Source organism: Kribbella sp. NPDC104218 (assembly GCF_055584105.1).
Genome location: NZ_JBVJMQ010000002.1, coordinates 1,755,383 through 1,771,516, shown reverse-complemented (window position 1 = coordinate 1,771,516; position 16,134 = coordinate 1,755,383). Strand labels below are relative to the sequence as shown.

Here is a 16,134-nt window from a genome sequence, read left to right as displayed (position 1 = left end):
GGTCGAGTCACCTCTCGTGAGGACTGCTGAGATACGGCGTCAGATCGGCGGGTACGGCGCGGCCCGCGGCCCTCCTCTCCGCCGCGAAATCGGACATCATCCGAATCAGCTCCGCATCCGCCCGATCCGGCAGGCCGTCGACCTCGGCCAGCGGGATTCCGGCGAACACGCATTTCAGGACCGCCTGCCGAAAACTTGCCGCTGGCAACTTCTCGGTGGCGTACGGCGATCCGAGCGCGGCCGTGATCAGCCGCGGATCGTTGGTGCGGATCGCGTCGTCGAGGAGCTCGACCCCCTGCGCGCTCAGGGTGCCGGCGACCTCGTCGAGGGCGAGTGCCTTCAGGACGGCGCGTTTCTCGGCGGCGTCGCCGTACCGGTAGAGCTCGGTGATCTCGGCGGCGCTCGCGGTGGACAGCAGCACCGCCCGGGCGGCCTCGTCGGCGGTCCAGCCGTTCCCGAGCAGCTCCCGCCCGACGATCCGGCCGACGGCCGGGAACACCTCCGCGAGCGGGCGGTCGCGGAGGCCGGAGACGTCGACGGTCAGCTCGGCGGCCTTCATCGTTGCGCCTCCCGGAGGAAGTCGATCGAGGTGCGGGCGACACTTGGGGCGGCGTGCGAATGCCGGGGGAGCTCGACTGCGACCAGGCCGGCGTACCCGACCTCGCGCAGCGCCTCGAAAACCGGCGGGAAGTCGACCTCTCCGGTGCCGAATTCGAGGTGCTCGTGGACGCCGTGGACCATGTCGTCGATCTGTACGTTCACCAGGTACGGCGCTCCGGTGCGAATGCAATCGGGCGGGGACTGCGGTTCGTTGCAGACCAGATGACCGATGTCGAGGGTGAGTCCGAGCGCATCGCTGCCGACCTCGGCCTGCAGTTTGAGGTATCCGGCCAGATCGTCGACGAGCATGCCGGGCTCAGGTTCGAATCCGAGCCGGACGCCGCGGTCGGCGGCGTAACTCGCGACCCTGGAGCAGCCCGCGACCAGGCGCTGCCAGCCGACGTCCGCGGGCACGTCTTTCGGCAGGGTGCCGGACCAGAACGAGACGGCGTAGGCACCCAGATCGGCGGAGATCTGGATCGCCCGTTGCAGCAGGTCGACGCGCAGTTCCGCGCCGTCCGTGTGCAGCAGGGTCGGCTCATGTTTGCGGAACGGATCGAGCACGTACCGCCCGCCCGTCTCGATCACCACGCTGAGCCCGTACCGCTCCAGCAGGCGCCCGACCTCGGCCGTGCGCTCGCGCAGCCCACTCGCGAACGGGTCCAGATGATTGTGGTCGACCGTCAGCGCGACCCCGTCGTACCCGAGGTCGGCGATCACCGCCAACGCATCCGCCAACCGATGATTGGCGAATCCGTTCGTCCCGTATCCCAGCCTCATGTCGACGACACCTTCTTCGCCAACGCCTTCACCAAGGGCAACGCCAGCACCAGACCGGCCCCCAGCCGCGGCGCCCCACCCCGAGCAATCCAAGCCGCCTGCAACGGCACCAACCCATGAATCCCAGCCCCCACAGCACGCCGGATGTTCGCCGCCTCCGGCGCTTGAGCAGCCACCGTCTGCGCCGGCCCCACCGACCGAGCAAACCACCCGGCCAACAACGCGGTAACCACCCGCCCGCCTCCGGAAGACAGCCCAAAGTCGGTGAAGGACGAGGCGCCAGGCCGCCCGCCGCCTCGCGGGGAAGCTGCGCCCAGAGCGGCGGCGATGCCGCCGAGCCGGTCGCCGACAGACTGTGCGGCCCCTGGCCTTCCCCCGCTTGGTGTTCCTCCACCCCCGGAGGGGGTGTTGGCTGTCGCCAGGGTCAGGGCGGTCGTGGCGGCCAGGCTCAGGCGGGCTGGGGTGGGAGTGCCGCCGTGGACTTCGCCTCGGGAGAGAGTGGTGACGCCGAGGATGTGGGCGCCGACGGCGAGGGCAGGGGCCAGGGCTCGGCGGCGGGTGGGGCCGGCACCGACCAGGACGTCGAGGGCTCGGGCGGAGGCCATGACGGCGGGGCCGGCGACGGTGTTCTTGGCGTAGACGTCGTAGGTCCAGGCGGTGGCGGCGAGGGCGGTCGAGGTGGCGAGGGTTGATCTGCCGCCGCTGAGCGCGGAGAGGGCGAGGCCGCCGGCGGTCAGGCCGGCTGCCAGGTTGAACGCGGTTCGCGCGGGCACTCGGCCCGAGGGGATCGGTCGCTCCGGCCGCTCCACGGCGTCCAGCTCGCGGTCGGCCCAGTCGTTCAGCGCCATCCCGGCCCAGTAGATACAGATGGAGGACGCCGACAACCCGACCGCCCGCCCCACTCGCAGATCCCCAGCCGCGACGGCCCCGGCCAACACATCCCCAGGCACCGTCAAAGCCGCCGGCGCTCGGACCAGCTCCACCAAAGCCCTCAGCACGATTGAACCCACTCGACGAGTTCGTCGTACTGCTTACTGAGCGCGTGCTCCGTCGAGTCGACGGGGTCCTTGAAGTAGAAGCCGAGGAAAGGCATGGGACCGACATGGCCGCGTTCGAGGGCGAGGGCCGACAGGCGGGCCAGGTCCAGGACGAGGGGTGCGGCGAGCGCGGAGTCGCAGCCTTGCCAGGTGAACTGCAGCGTCATGCGGACGCCGAGGAAACCGGAGAAGAGCACGTGGTCCCAGGCGGTTTTCCAGTCGCCGAGGGGGTCGACGTAGTCGATGTGGACCTGCCCGGCGACGTCCGGGCCGAGGAGGTCGGACAGACCGCGCTCCTTGGAGACGTTCTTGGACTCGGCGGCGCGCGGGTCGGCGAGGGTCGCGCCGTCGCCGCCGCCCAGCAGGTTGGTGCCGGACCAGGCGTGCACGGGCAGCGAGCGGGCGGTGAACATCGGGGCGAGGACGGTCTTCACCAGCGTCTCGCCGGTCTTCGCGTCCTGCCCGCCGAACGGCAGTCCACGCTCGACGGCCCACTCCCGGATCACCGGCGGCCGGATCGAGGTCGACGGGGTGAAGTCGATGAACGACGCCCCCGCCTCGAATGCCGCCAGCGCGGCCACGCAGCTCGCGGGCAACGGCGTACCGGCGTCCAGGGCGGCCCGTAGCCCGGGCAGCTCGGCGTACGGGACGTCGGACGGCGGCTCGGTCGAGGCGACGTTGATGGCGACCACGTGGTCGAGGTCGTTGCGCAGCCGGAACGCGCGCAGATCCTCCGCCATCCGCCGGATCGTCTCGGACTGGGTCGACGCGACCGGGAGGACCACCAGGTTCCGCTCGGCCGCGGCCAGTTCCGCGGTGATCAGGCCGTTCAGCCCGGCCGGGAGCACCCCGCCGGCGATCAGCCGCTCGACTTGTTTGGTCAGCGGAGTGTCGATCACGTCGTGACCGCCGAAGACGAGGCTCTCGATCGGCGTCAGGCCCGCGCCGGCGAACGCCGGCTGGGCCGTGACGACCCCGGCCGGTGGCGCGCCGTGCGCCAGCGCCGCGGCGCCGGCCACGGTCGTGGTCGCGACCGATCCGCGTGCTCCGAACAACCAGACACCAACACGTGGACGCATGGAAGCTCCTCACGCCACGAAAAGTGATTGGACGGTAGACGATCCGTGGCAGCGGAACTCTAAGGTGCTGCAATCGGTTCTGGGAAGCGCTTGTCCGTACCTGAGTGCGTGATCCGCTCCATGGACCGCGGCACGCCGACCATCCTGCGGGAGGCGCGGCCGAACTGGGAGAGTGAGATGTATCCGCCTTCACGACCGGCCCGGGCTACCCCGCGCCGGCGACCGGCCGCGTCTGCCGCAGCCGGGTGATCGCAACCGGCAGCTGGTCGTCCGCGCCGGTGCTGAACTCTCCGGCGGAAATCAATGCCTTGCATCACGCCGATGCCGCAGTTTGCGGGGACGGCTGCCGACGCCACGGCGTCCGGACTGCTCAAGCTCTCGGCGCGGCCGCCGAACGGTACCGAAACTCATTCGAGGGTTTGAACGAGGGCCGAAATCATCGGGATTTCCCCAATGGGCAGTACCGGGAATCGATGCTCTACTGAGGCTCGCGGTGGGCCCGCCGTAGTTACGCAGTTACCGCCCGAACAAGAGGGGAAACCGTCATGGAGAAGGTCGAGATCACGCCGGAGCCGCGCAAGATCATGGTCCGCCGGCTCGAGAAGCTGGAGACCACGGCGATCATCGTCACCGACCCCGGTTGCCGTAACGAGGTCTGTGGCTAGTCGCAGCGTTTGATTCGGGGCCGGGGCGTGGGCGACCACGCCCCGGCTCGCGCTCTGGGGAGGGGCTCGATGGACAAACCGCGCGTGAAAGGGATCCACAAGCCGGTGCGGCTGACGCCGACGCTGGTGACGGTCGGGGGGAGACAACAGGGCATCGGCGCCGAGATCGACGATCCGGACGGCATGGTCTGGCAGTTGCTGGGGCTGATGGACGGCAGCCGCGGCCGCGCCGAGATCGTGGCGGAGCTGACCGCCGACCGGCCCGGCCTCAGCACGGCCGAAGCGGCCGACGCGCTCCAGGCGATCATCGACGCCGGGTACGTCGAGGACGCCGCCGGACCGCCGCCGGGCAATCTCAGCCCGGAGGAGATCGACCGCTACGACCGGGCGCACACGTACTACGCCTGGGTCGACCTGACGCCGCGCGCGTCCCGCTACGACGTCCAATCGCGTCTCAAGGCGAGCAAAGTCGTCGTCCTCGGCCTCGGCGGTACCGGATCGGCAGTCGCGGCCGCACTCGTCGCGGCCGGCGTCGGCGCCGTGCACTGCGCGGACTTCGACGTCATCGAGGCCGGGAACCTGACCCGCCAGCTGCTCTACACCGAGGACGATCTCGGCAAGCCGAAGATCCCGGTCGCGGTTGAGCGGCTGAGCAAGATCAACAAGCACGCCGTCGTCACCGGCGAGGAGATCAAGGTCGACTCCGCCGATGCCGTCGCGCACCTGATGGAGCAGGGCGATCTGCTCGTGCTCTGCGCCGACCAGCCCATGCACACGATCCGCGAGTGGACGAACGCGGCCGCGCTGCGGACCCGGACGCCGTGGATGCAAGCGCAGTACGCCGGTCCGATGGCTGTCGTCGGACTGTTCGTGCCGGGGGAGACGTGCTGCCCGGACTGCCTGCCGAGCGTCCGCGACCGCCTGCGGGAGCAGCACGGTCAAGAGCCGGAGGACCTGTTCCCGTTCACCGGCCACGCAGTCATCGCCCCGACCGCGAACCTGACCGGCCATCTGGCCGCCTTGGACGCCGTCTACCACCTGGCCGGCATCCCGACCACGACCCGCGGCCTGATGTTCCACCTCAGCCTGACCGACCTCACCTACCACTACGCCGTCCGCCCCACTCCCGGCGTCACCTGCCCAACCTGCGGGTGGACATGAGCCAGACGCTGGACGCCGAGTCCCGGCTGGACCTCACCGGGGTGATCGTGCGGCGCGAGGCTGACGACGAGTACGTCGTCGGCGATCCGGCGACCGGCGATTTCATCGTCGTCCCGGAAGTGGGCGCCCGGCTGGTCGAGCTGCTGGCGGCCGGTCGGCCGATCGCCGCGGCGGCCGCTGAACTGGAGCGGGAGACCGGCGAATCGATCGACGCCGCTGACTTCGCGGCGGCGCTGGTCGAGGCCGGTATCGGCCGACCGGCGTCCGCCGACGGGCACGCCCAACCCCGGCACTGGTCGGTGTCGCGGATTCCGTCCTGGCTGGTCCGGCCGTTCTTCGGACCTGTTGCCTGGGGCATCTATGTGGCCTGCCTGGTCACGACGCTGGTGATGTTCGGGCTGGAGCCGGCGCTGCGTCCGACGTACGAGGACACCTTCGTCTTCCCCGACATCGTGCTGAGTTTGCTGGTCACCAACGTGGTGGTGATCCTGCTGACCTTCTTGCACGAGGCCTGGCACGCGTTCGCGGGAGCGGCGGTCGGCATCCCGTCGCGGCTGCGCCTGGAGCGCCGCGGTATCTTCCCGGTCCTGGAGACCGACCTGTCAGGGCTGTGGGCGTTGCCGCCGGCCAAACGCTACGGGCCGTTCCTGGCCGGGATGGCGATCGACAGCGTCGTCCTGTTCCTTGCCGTCGCGCCGCGGTATGCCTGGTCGCGCGGCTGGATCGACCTGTCGCCGATGCTGATCCGGATCCTCGCGATGGTCGTCCTCAGCCAGGTCGCGAAACTCGCCTTCCAGACCCTGGCCTATCTGCGCACCGACATGTATCTCGTGATGTCGACCGCCACCGGCTGCGGCAACCTGCACCAGGTCACCCGGTTGTCGCTGAAACGCCTGGTCCGCAGGCTCTCTGCCGAGGAGCAGAACGTTCTCGACACCGCCGCGGCGCGCGACCTGCGCGTCGCCCGCTGGTACCGCCTGCTGTACGTCGCCGGCCTGATCTGGATGGTCTGGTTCGCGATCCACTTCATCGTGCCGAGTGCGAAAGTCACCTTCGGCTGGGCGTTCGGCGTCATCGCCCAAGCGCCCGTCCTGAGCCTCTACTGGTGGGAGGGCCTGATCTTGCTCGCCTTCACGTCCCTCAACGTCTTCCTCCCGGTCGGCGTCGCGATCCGCAACCGCCGCCGGGCCGCCCGATGAGACAACGCGCCGGCCTGCTCGTCGGCATCCTGGTCACCACGCTCAGCGTCATCACCATGTCCAGCTTCGCCTTCGGCGTCCTGCTCGGTCAGTTCACCGACCGCGAAGCCCTGCCCTGTAACGAAGTCCCGGGTACCCCCCAAGCCCTCGAAGGCAACCGCCACCTCGCCTACCAGAACGCCCCGCACGACCCCTACCGCACCGACCCGCCCACCTCCGGCCCGCACTCACCCCGAGTCGTCATCCCCGGCATCTACCGCGCACCGATCCCCCCGGAGCTCCAGGTCCACATCCTCGAACACGGTCACGTCCTGCTCCAGTACGCCCCCACCACCTCACCCGCCGACATCGACCGCCTGGAACGAGTAGGCCGCCGCCACCCCCGCGACGTCGTCGTCGCCCCGCACCCCACCCTCACCACCGGCATCGCCCTCACCGCCTGGCAACGCCTGCAGAAGTCCCCGACCATCGACCCGGACGCCATCGAATCTTTCGTCACAAAGGTCGCCGGCCGCTACGACCACCAATGGCGCAACGGAGCCACCGACTGCCTCACCGGCTGAGCCCGCCGCGACCGTTACGCCGACTGGCGGCTGAGTTGGGCGGCTGCTTCCGCGGCGACGGCCACCGCCAAGGACTGCGCGGTGTCGGCGTCGTCCTCCGGGATGAGCTGATGGATCGTTCGGCTGAGGTGCAGGTCGAGGGCGGTGATGCGCTGTTGGCGTGCCATCGTCGCGGCGTGGTCCAGGTCGTGGTGGACGATCTGGCTGGCGCCTTCTGGGGGGAGTGGGGCGAGCCAGGCGTGTTCGGGCGCGATGACAGTCTTGGCGGGGAGGAGGGCCAGGGCGCCGCCGCCGGTGCCTTGGCCGAGCAGGATCGCCAGGGTTGGAACGGTCAGTGTGGCCAGGGTGGCGATGCATTGGGCGATCTCGCCGGCCAGGCCGCCTTCCTCGGCTGCGGGTGAGAGTTCGGCGCCGGGGGTGTCGATGACCGTTACCAAGGGCAGGCCGAGGGACTCGGCCAGGTTCATCCCGCGGCGGGCCTGCCGGAGCGCGGCCGGGCCCATCGGTTTGGACTGCGACCGGTCCTGGCCGACGACGACACATGGTTGCCCGTCGAGGCGGGTGAGCGCGACGAGCACGCTCGCGTCCGGCTCGGTGAGTCGGACGGTTCCGGTGGCGCCGTACCGGAGCAGGTCGCGGACGCCGGCCCGTTCCGGACGGCGGGTGCGCAGTACCGAGGCCCAGGCGTCGCCAGGGTCGATCGAGCCGGTACGCCGAGGCAACCGCGGCGCGACCGGTGGATCGACGAGGACGCCGAGCGCCCGGTCGAGCAGCACCGGCAGGTCGGCCATCGTGACGACGCCGTCGATCACCCCGTGCGCGGCCAGGTTCTCCGCGGTCTGCACGCCTTCGGGGAACTGCGAGCCGTGCAAGGCCTCGAACACCTTCGGCCCGAGGAACCCGGTCAGCGCAGCCGGCTCAGCCACGGTCACATGGCCGAGCGAACCCCAGGAGGCGAACACGCCGCCGGTCGTCGGGTGCCGTAGGTGGACGAGGTACGGCAGCCCGGCCGCCTTGTGCGCCATGATCGCGGTCGAGATCGAGATCATCTCGACGAACGCCGGCGCCCCTTCCTGCACGCGCGTCCCGCCCGAGGCGGTCGACGCCACGATCGGGAGTCCTTCCGCGGTTGCTCGGCGTACGGCGGTCGTGATCCGCTCCGCGGCGACCCGGCCGATCGACCCGGCCAGGAACGCGAACTCGCTGACCAGGACGACGACCGGCCGGCCGTGCACCGTGCCGCGGCCGGTCAGCACCGCCTCGTCCGTCCCGGATCGCTCGGCGGCCCGGCGTAACTGCTCCTGGTACTCCGGATCGGCGACGTGGACGGCCGGCTGGTCCCACGACTCGAACGAGCCGTCGTCGAGGAACGCGTCGATCAACCCCTGCGCGGCGCTCATCGTGGTCACCATCCCGGCGCCACCAGCGCGGCCCAGACCAGCAGCGGCCCGACGACGACCACGATCACGCTGTAGGTCAGGATCTGCTTGTAGTACACGGGTTCGGTGATGGTGTCCGGCCGGTTGGCGAGCATCAGCGCGCCGTTGGTGGAGAACGGGCTGACGTCGACGATCGTCGAGGCGACCGCGAGGGCCGCGACGAACAGGCCGGCGTTCAGGTGGCCGTGCGCGATCAGCGGGAGTGCGATCGGGATGATCACCGGCAGCAGCGCGGTCGACGAGGCGAACGCGGAGACGACGCCGCCGACGTAGCAGAGGACGAGCGCGCCGATCACGGCCGCGCCGAGGCCCGCCGCCCACTTGCCGACGAACTGCGGCGAGCCGGCCTCGGTGAGGATCGCGGCGTAGGTGCTGACACCGGCGACGAGCAGCACGGTCGGCCAGGCGACCTGCTTGGCGGCGTCCTTGTTCTTGGTCGGGGAGAGGATCGCGAGGACGACGGCGGCGGTGATCGCGACGAAGCCGATGTTCTTGTCGAAGACGAGCGCGACGACCGCGACGCCGAGGAACGCGATCAGCGTCAGGATCTGGTCCCGGCGTGCGCCGAGCGGTGTTTCGACGGCTGCCGGCTCGGTCTGGTCGGCGCGCTGGGAGAGGAGTTTGCGGCCGCCGAGCAGCACGAACAGGATGATCGCCATCACGAGGTTCACGGCCAGGCTGGACAGGAAGACGGTCAGCTCGCTGTTCGGGAGGCCGTTGTCGGCCATCACCGAGTTCGTGATCGTGCCGTAGATGCTGATCGGCGAGAACCCGCCGCCCTGCGCGCCGTGTACGACGAACATGCCCATCATCAGCGGGTTGATCCGGTATTTCGCGGCGAAGCCGAGCGCGATCGGGCCGATGATCGCGCACGCGGCCGGGCTCGCGGCGCCGATCGCGGTCAGCACGGCGGTCACCGCGAACATCACCCACGGGATCAGCGCGACCCGCCCGCCCACCCCGCGGACGGCCCCTCTGACGATCAGGTCGACGGTCCCGTTGTTCTTCGCTATCCCGAACAGGAACGTGACGCCGATCAGCGTCAGGACGAGATCACCGCTGATCCCGGCCAGAATCTCCTTCTCGCTGAGTTTCAGCGAGTACATCCCGACCAGCCACGCCGCGACGTAGGCCAGCGCGCCCATGTTGATCGGCAGCACGGTGCCCACCACGAACAGCGCGACCAGCGCCAGGATTGCCACCCATTCAGGTCCCATATCCGTGCCCTACCTCACAGTAGTATTGGTTCAGTGGCCTAGCCAATAGTCCAATGAGCCATCTGTCAATAAGGTTGGGGTCATGGACTTGCCGCCACCTCCCCGTCCGGTGCCGCGATCCCGCCTGTACGAGCAGGTGGCCGATCAGATCAGCACGTGGATCACCGAGAACGGCCTGCGGCCGGGCGACCGGTTGCCGCCGGAGCGCGAGCTGGCGCAGCGGCTCGGGGTGAGCCGGGCGACGCTCAGCCAGGCGCTGGTCGCGCTGGAGGTGATCGGCGCGGTCGTCGTCCGGCACGGCGACGGGACCGTACTCACCGAACGCGCGCGGACCGGGCCGGTCATCGACGCCATCCGCGCCCACGCCGACCGCCTCCCCGAGGTGATCGAGGCGCGCGACGCCCTCGAGACGAAACTGGCCGCCCTCGCCGCGGCCCGCCGTACCGACGCCGACCTGGTCGCCATCCGCGCGGCCCTCGCCGAGATGGAAGCCGATATCGCCGCCGGCGGCCGCGGCGTCGAAGCCGACGAACGCTTCCACGGCGCCATCACCGAGGCCGCCCGCTCCTCCCTCCTCGCCCAAATGATGGGCACCATCCACGACCTCATCCGCGAAACCCGCCTCGAATCCCTCTCCCAACCCGGCCGCCCCCGCGACTCCCTCGCCGGCCACCAAAAAATCGCCGAAGCCATCGCCGCCGGCGACCCGGATGCCGCAGCCGCCGCCATGCACGCCCACGTCCTCCTCGTCTCCGACGTAGCCCTCCTCCGCGAGCGTTCCCAGTGACCGGCGCGGAGCACCTGGCCGTCATCGCGGCCGGGCTTGGGGCGGGGATTCTTACTTCGACGGTGGGGGTTGCTTCGCTGGTGAGTTTTCCGGTGTTGATCGCGTTGGGGATTCCGCCGGTGGTGGCGAATGTTTCGAACACGATCGGGTTGTTGCCGGGGGCGTTGTCGGGGTCGTTCGGGTATCGGCGGGAGTTGCGGGAGGTGCCGCGGGCGATCACGGTGGCGGTGGTGGCGATCTGTGCGGTGGGGTCGATCGGCGGGGTGGTGTTGTTGCTGGCGTTGCCGGCGGGGGTGTTCGCGGCGGCGGCGCCGTGGCTGATCTTGTTCACCTGCTTGATCGTGGGCGCGCAGCCGCGGATCTCGCGCTGGTTGCGGGCGCGGAGCGATCAGCCGCACGGGTTGCGGACGTCGATGTCACCGGCCACCTACGTCTTCACCGCGCTGACCGGCGTGTACGGCGGCTACTTCGGCGCCGGAGCCGGCGTCATGATGATGGCCGTGCTCGGCCTCGGCCTGGATCTCGAGCTACGCGTCGTGAACGGCCTGAAAACCCTGTCCCTGCTCGCGGCGAACGTCGTCGCCGGCGCGATCTTCGTCGTGATCGCCGAGATCGACTGGACGGCGGCCGCGCTGCTGGCGGCCGGCTCGATCGTCGGCGGGTACGCCGGCGCCCACATCGGCCGCCGGATCCCGGGCGGCCTGCTCCGGACGCTGATCGTGATCGCCGGCATCCTCGCCGCCGTCCTGATGCTCAGATGAACTGTACGAACGGCAGCAGGAACAACCCGCCGATGATGATCCCGTTGATCCACTTGTGGCTGACCAGGATCGCGACGAACTCCCGGATCGTCGCCGTCGGCCAGAAGTAGCGCGCGGTCGGCGAGCCGACCACCTGCCCGTTCACCTTGGCCTTGCGGGCGGTCAGCGCGGCCCGGAACGCGTGGAAGTTGTTCGTCACGATCAGGCAGCGGTACTTCGGTTTCAGCGCGACCATCAGCTCCCGGCTGAACAACAGGTTCTCGGTCGTCGTGGTCGACCGGTCCTCGCGGATCACCCGGTCCTCCGGCACCCCGCGCTCGATCAGGTACGCCGCCATCGCGTGCGCCTCGGCGACGTCCTCACCCGGGCCCTGCCCGCCGGAGACGATGATGATCGGATCGCGGCCCTTCCGGACGGCGCGGTCCCGGACCAGCTGGCCGCGGTCGAGCCGGCTGGCCAGCAGCGGCGGGACGCGCGAGCCGCGCAACCCCGAGCCGAGCACGATCACGAAGTCGATCTTCCGCGACGAGCGGACCCGGCTGTAGACGAACGCGTAGATCAGGAAGCAGCCGAACAGGAACGAGACGTAGGTCAGGACGCCGGTGATCGCCGCCATCAACGCGGTCAGCGGCCGCCAGTCGAGGGCCTGCGACACCGCGCCGAAGATGACCAGCCCGAAGATGCCGATACCGGCCGCCAGCGACAGCAGGTTCTTCGGCCGCCGTCCCTCGCGCCGGATCATCGTCACGCCGTTGACGACCAGGAAGATCGCCAGGACGCCGATCAGGATCGGGATCAGCGCCAGGATGCCGACCGCGACGATCTCGGCCAGCGTCCGGCTGACCGTGGCGATCGCGAACATCCCGCCGAGCCCCGCGAACATCAGCGTCAGCACCAGGAAGATGCTGTTACGGAACAGCCGCCGGTCGTAGAGGAAGCTGATCAGGAAGATCAGGAACCAGAACCCGGCGATCGCGAACGGAATCAGGAACGGGTACTGGCTGAGCGCGTCACGGATGTTCATCGGGCGCCATCCAACCATCGGATGACGCCCGATCAGGTCACGCCAGGCTGGTCAGTGACGAAATCGTCGCTTTGTGCAGCCGGGTGATCACGTTCTTGGTCTTCGGGTCCGACCGGTACGGGTACGTGCCGGACTCGAACACCAGGTACGCCCGGCCGCCGAACTCGGTGATCCCCTCGGACATGCTCGGGGCCCGGAAACACGACAGTTTCGCCTTGTCCAGATCGGTCTGCCCGCGGCGGACGACGTACAGGTTGCTGAGCTTGTCGCGCCCGTACGACGTGCTGTAGACGAAGTGGTTCTTGGTGACCAGCAGACCCTGGGTCTTGGTCGGGATCTCCCAGGCGCGGTTGACCGTGGTCAGGGTGCCGTTGGCGGCGATCTTGTACTCGTACATCTTGTCGCGGCCCTTGTCGTTGAACTTGCCCGACCAGAGCGAGTCGCCGTAGCTGGTCAGGAACGACGCGCCGTAGACCTTGCGCTCGGAGCCGACCGCTTTGACGTACGGCGTCCCGGCCTTCTTCATCGCGGCCGCCAGCGTGGACAGCTTGTACTTGCGGATGCCGTTGGTGCTGCCCTGGACGAAGGCCCAGCCCTTCGACGTGGTGATCCCGCCGCCGTGCGTCTCGGCGATCGCGACATCGCCGACGACCTTGTTCGTGGCCGGGTCGATCCCGACGATCAGCGAGTTCTGGCCCTTGTGGTACATCGTGACGAGCAGCAGGTTCTTCGAGCCGGACCAGTTCCACCAGGTGCCGATCCCCTGCGGGACATGCGTGCCCAGCTTGGGCAGCGCTGCGCTGTTGCTGAACCGGCTGTCGTACTTCTTGGACGCCGACGGCCCGTCGTAGAAGTGCGCACCGCCGGCCTTGGTGTCACAACTGATCGCGGCCTCGGCCGACTGGGCCGGCCCCTTCACGGCGACGACGATCGCACCACCGGTGGCGAGCGCGCCGGCCAATCCGAGAGTGAGGGCGAGTCGAGGGCGGGTCATCGTGAATCGCATTGGTCGACCCTAACGCGCTGGGGTGTGAAAGAGTCAAAGCAGGCTGGTACGACGAAGGGATCCGCCGTGGTGGCGAACTGGGCCGGAAATGTGGAGTTCTCCAGCGTGCTCGAGCGGCCACGATCCGTGGCCGAGTTGCAGGCGCTGGTCGCCGCGTCCGAGCGGGTCCGCGTCCTCGGGACCGGTCATTCGTTCAACCGGATCGCGGACACCACCGGCACGCTGCTCACCGTCGCCGACCTGCCGCGCGTGATCGACATCGGCCCGGACGGCGTCACCGTCTCGGCGGGCCTCCGGTACGGCGAGATCACCGCCGCCCTGCAGGCGCGGGGCCTCGCGCTGCACAACCTCGGCTCGCTCCCGCACATCTCGGTCGCCGGCGCCTGCGCCACCGGGACGCACGGCTCCGGTGACGCCAACGGCCCGCTCGCCGACGCCGTCAACGCGATCACTTTCGTCAACGCGGACGGCGATCTCGTCACGCTGACCCGCGACGACCCCGACTTCAACGGCTCGGTCATTTCCCTGGGCGCGCTCGGCGTCACGGTCAGCCTGACCCTGGACGTGCAACCGGCGTACGAGATCAGTCAGGTCGTGTACGACGCCCTGCCGATCGATCGGCTGGCGGCGGACTTCGACGCGGTGCTGAGCAGCGCCTACAGCGTCAGCGCGTTCACCGATTGGGTCGACCCCGAGGTGATGGTCTGGCGGAAACAGAAGTCCGCCGGCTTCGAGCCCGAGTGGCTGGGCGCGAAAGTTGCCGACGGCCCCCGGCATCCGATCAAGGCGATGCCGGCCGGTTTCGCGACCCAGCAGGGCGGCGTCCCGGGCCCGTGGAACGAGCGCCTCCCGCACTTCCGTCTAGAGTTCACCCCCAGCAACGGCGATGAACTGCAGTCCGAGTACTTCGTTCCGCGCGCTCGGGCCGCCGAGGCGGTCGACGTACTCCGTGCCCTGGGCAACCAATTCGCCAACGTCATCCAGGTCTCCGAGGTCCGCACGATCGCCGCCGACGATCTCTGGCTCAGCCCTAGCCAGGGCCGCGACACCGTCGCCCTGCACTTCACCTGGATCCAGGACGAGGCCGCCGTCCGTCCGGTCCTCGGCGCCCTGGAGGAGGCGCTGGCTCCGCTCGACGCCCGTCCGCACTGGGGCAAGGTCTTCGCCGCGGACGCCGCCACCCTCGCCGCGCGCTACCCGAAAGTCCCCGACTTCATCGCGCTGGCGGCCCGCCACGACCCCGCCGCCAAGTTCCGCAACGAATACCTCGACACCTTCCTGCCTAGCTGAGCTCGACCAGGCTGAGCGGGAGGTCGGCGATCGGGGTCGGCGGTTCGGTCGTTCTGAGCAGCGTGCCGCTGACGTGGCGAGCGCTGTTGCTCAGTACGACGCGACCTTGGTCGTTGACCACGGCAACGGTTCGATGAGTGGCGCGAAGGCACGGCAGGACGGCCTTCTCGAAGGTGAAGACGCGGACGTCGGCCCCGGCCACGCCGGCGAAGGCGCCGCCGGCAACGACCGGAACGGTGAAGGTGAGGGTGTAGTCCTCGGTACAGAGGTAGTCGACGTAGGGGCCGGTGATGTGGCGGCGGCCGGTGTTGCGCGGGACGTCGTACCAGGGGAGGGACTCATAGTCGTAGAAGTTGTCGCCGCGGGGGTCGGTGTCGACGAGGAGGCGCTCGGCCTTGCCGTTGTTGCGCATGAACCACTCGAGCCACCAGCGGGAGTCGGCGAGCGCGTCGACGGCCGCGACGAAACCCGCGCCCTGGATGGGGCTGCCGGGCGCGTCGATGGCCGGGCGGACGAGTGCGGCGATGCCTTTGAGGTCGCCTCGGCGTACGGTCGGCTGTCTGGTGAAGGTGGTGGCGGCCGCGGCGGCGATCCGCTCGGCCAGGCCGAACGCCTCGCCCGCCAGGGCGCCGACGAGCTCGGCGACGGCGGCGGTGTCCTGCGCAACGTGAGTGCTCATCTCAGTCCTCCAAAGCCAGTCTGAGGTCGATCAGCCGGGCCGTCGAGTCCGCGACCCGCTCTTCGGCGGCGGCGCGCGCGGCGTCGCCGTCCGTTCGTTCGATGGCCGCGACGACCTCGCGGCAGCTGGCGACGGTACGCCGGTGGCTGTCGTCGTCGCCGAAGGCCAGCCACAGCAGTGTGCCGACCTCGGCCTGCAGGCTCACCTCGGCCCGGTAGAGCCGGGTGGACTGCGCGGTCGCCGCCACCTCGATGTGGAACTGCGCGTCGGCCCGCCGCCGGGCGCCCGGCCCCTCGGCGTCCTCCAGCGCGTCGCAGACCGCGGCCAACCGGCGGACGTCGTCCGGCGTGGCGCGCTCGGCGGCGAGGCGAGCCGCCGTCCCGGCGATCGCGCCGTAGTGGTCACCGAGGTCACGCAGCTGCGCCAAGCTCAGCTCCTCCAGCCGCGCCCGGACGAGCGTCGACGACATGTCCTCCTGCGCCCGGACGAAACTGCCGCCGCCGCGCCCGCGTCGGGTGTCGATCAGCCCGCGCAGCCGCAGCGCGGACAGCGCCTCGCGGATCGTCGTGGTGGAGACACCGAAGATGCCGGCCAGGTCCGACTCGCCGGGTAACTGCTCGGAGTCGGGGATCAGGCCGAGCGCGATCGCGTCGGTGAGCCGGCGGGCCACCAGTTCCGAACGGCTCAACGGCTCCAGCGGTGCGAAGACCGCCGCCGCGCCACTGCCGTAGAACCGCACCGCCACTGGGCACCCCTTAACGCTTGGAGAACAGATCCCGCCCATTCTCCCTGACGTCTAGCCTTGCCATGCACTTGAACTTTAACATCTGATTTCATATGTTAACCC

At 69.7% G+C, this 16,134-nt stretch carries 16 protein-coding genes; 6 read left to right on the top strand and 10 right to left on the bottom strand.

Going from position 1 to position 16,134, the window contains the following annotated elements:
- Positions 1-7: 7 nt before the first annotated feature.
- The 4 genes from ACZ6ZD_RS24210 to ACZ6ZD_RS24195 are packed head-to-tail and all read right to left on the bottom strand — an operon-like array spanning position 8 to position 3,496.
- Complete coding sequence (locus ACZ6ZD_RS24210) at positions 8-559, bottom strand: EboA domain-containing protein (protein WP_465675729.1); 552 nt, start codon at positions 557-559, stop codon at positions 8-10.
- On the bottom strand, positions 556-1,380 hold the full coding sequence (locus ACZ6ZD_RS24205; protein WP_465675727.1) for a sugar phosphate isomerase/epimerase family protein: 825 nt from the start codon (positions 1,378-1,380) through the stop codon (positions 556-558). The genes ACZ6ZD_RS24210 and ACZ6ZD_RS24205 overlap by 4 nt, the downstream gene beginning before the upstream one ends.
- Positions 1,377-2,378, bottom strand: coding sequence for an SCO3242 family prenyltransferase (locus ACZ6ZD_RS24200; RefSeq protein ID WP_465675725.1), 1,002 nt, complete (start codon positions 2,376-2,378; stop codon positions 1,377-1,379). Before ACZ6ZD_RS24200 ends, ACZ6ZD_RS24205 begins: the two co-directional genes overlap by 4 nt.
- On the bottom strand, positions 2,372-3,496 hold the full coding sequence (locus ACZ6ZD_RS24195) for an inositol-3-phosphate synthase (RefSeq protein ID WP_465675723.1): 1,125 nt from the start codon (positions 3,494-3,496) through the stop codon (positions 2,372-2,374). Before ACZ6ZD_RS24195 ends, ACZ6ZD_RS24200 begins: the two co-directional genes overlap by 7 nt.
- A 734-nt stretch (positions 3,497-4,230) precedes the next feature.
- On the opposite strand from ACZ6ZD_RS24195, the gene ACZ6ZD_RS24190 reads away from it, so the two are divergent.
- From ACZ6ZD_RS24190 to ACZ6ZD_RS24180, 3 genes are read left to right on the top strand one after another with little or no spacing between them, the layout of a single operon-like run.
- Complete coding sequence (locus ACZ6ZD_RS24190; RefSeq protein ID WP_465675721.1) at positions 4,231-5,322, top strand: HesA/MoeB/ThiF family protein; 1,092 nt, start codon at positions 4,231-4,233, stop codon at positions 5,320-5,322.
- Positions 5,319-6,521 (top strand): hypothetical protein, encoded by a 1,203-nt coding sequence (locus ACZ6ZD_RS24185; protein ID WP_465675719.1) that lies wholly within the window; start codon positions 5,319-5,321, stop codon positions 6,519-6,521. The genes ACZ6ZD_RS24190 and ACZ6ZD_RS24185 overlap by 4 nt, the downstream gene beginning before the upstream one ends.
- Positions 6,518-7,084 carry a DUF3105 domain-containing protein gene (locus ACZ6ZD_RS24180; protein ID WP_465675717.1) on the top strand — a complete coding sequence of 189 codons (567 nt, stop codon included), beginning with the start codon at positions 6,518-6,520 and terminating at the stop codon, positions 7,082-7,084. Before ACZ6ZD_RS24185 ends, ACZ6ZD_RS24180 begins: the two co-directional genes overlap by 4 nt.
- A 14-nt stretch (positions 7,085-7,098) precedes the next feature.
- On the opposite strand, the gene ACZ6ZD_RS24175 is transcribed toward ACZ6ZD_RS24180, so the two are convergent.
- Complete coding sequence (locus tag ACZ6ZD_RS24175) at positions 7,099-8,484, bottom strand: carboxyl transferase domain-containing protein (RefSeq protein WP_465675715.1); 1,386 nt, start codon at positions 8,482-8,484, stop codon at positions 7,099-7,101.
- Positions 8,485-8,489: 5 nt separating this feature from the next.
- Positions 8,490-9,740 carry an SLC13 family permease gene (locus ACZ6ZD_RS24170; protein WP_465675713.1) on the bottom strand — a complete coding sequence of 417 codons (1,251 nt, stop codon included), beginning with the start codon at positions 9,738-9,740 and terminating at the stop codon, positions 8,490-8,492.
- 82 nt (positions 9,741-9,822) lie between these two features.
- Here ACZ6ZD_RS24170 and ACZ6ZD_RS24165 point away from each other — a divergent pair, with 82 nt between their 5' ends.
- A complete protein-coding gene (locus tag ACZ6ZD_RS24165; RefSeq protein WP_465675711.1) occupies positions 9,823-10,527 on the top strand; it encodes a FadR/GntR family transcriptional regulator in 705 nt (234 codons plus the stop codon).
- Positions 10,524-11,288, top strand: a complete 765-nt coding sequence (locus tag ACZ6ZD_RS24160) for a sulfite exporter TauE/SafE family protein (protein ID WP_465675710.1) — start codon at positions 10,524-10,526, stop codon at positions 11,286-11,288. The genes ACZ6ZD_RS24165 and ACZ6ZD_RS24160 overlap by 4 nt, the downstream gene beginning before the upstream one ends.
- Here the strand turns inward: ACZ6ZD_RS24160 and ACZ6ZD_RS24155 are convergent.
- Entirely contained in the window at positions 11,281-12,312 is a 1,032-nt protein-coding gene (locus ACZ6ZD_RS24155; protein ID WP_465675708.1) for a YdcF family protein, read from the bottom strand. The genes ACZ6ZD_RS24160 and ACZ6ZD_RS24155 overlap by 8 nt on opposite strands.
- 37 nt (positions 12,313-12,349) lie before the next feature.
- Entirely contained in the window at positions 12,350-13,318 is a 969-nt protein-coding gene (locus tag ACZ6ZD_RS24150) for a hypothetical protein (protein WP_465675706.1), read from the bottom strand.
- A 66-nt stretch (positions 13,319-13,384) separates the two neighbouring features.
- Between ACZ6ZD_RS24150 and ACZ6ZD_RS24145 the strand changes: the two genes are divergently transcribed.
- Entirely contained in the window at positions 13,385-14,608 is a 1,224-nt protein-coding gene (locus tag ACZ6ZD_RS24145) for a D-arabinono-1,4-lactone oxidase (protein WP_465675704.1), read from the top strand.
- On the opposite strand, the gene ACZ6ZD_RS24140 is transcribed toward ACZ6ZD_RS24145, so the two are convergent.
- On the bottom strand, positions 14,601-15,287 hold the full coding sequence (locus tag ACZ6ZD_RS24140; protein ID WP_465675702.1) for a PDC sensor domain-containing protein: 687 nt from the start codon (positions 15,285-15,287) through the stop codon (positions 14,601-14,603). The genes ACZ6ZD_RS24145 and ACZ6ZD_RS24140 overlap by 8 nt on opposite strands.
- A gap of 1 nt (position 15,288) precedes the next feature.
- Entirely contained in the window at positions 15,289-16,032 is a 744-nt protein-coding gene (locus ACZ6ZD_RS24135; protein ID WP_465675700.1) for a FadR/GntR family transcriptional regulator, read from the bottom strand.
- Positions 16,033-16,134 lie beyond the last annotated feature (102 nt).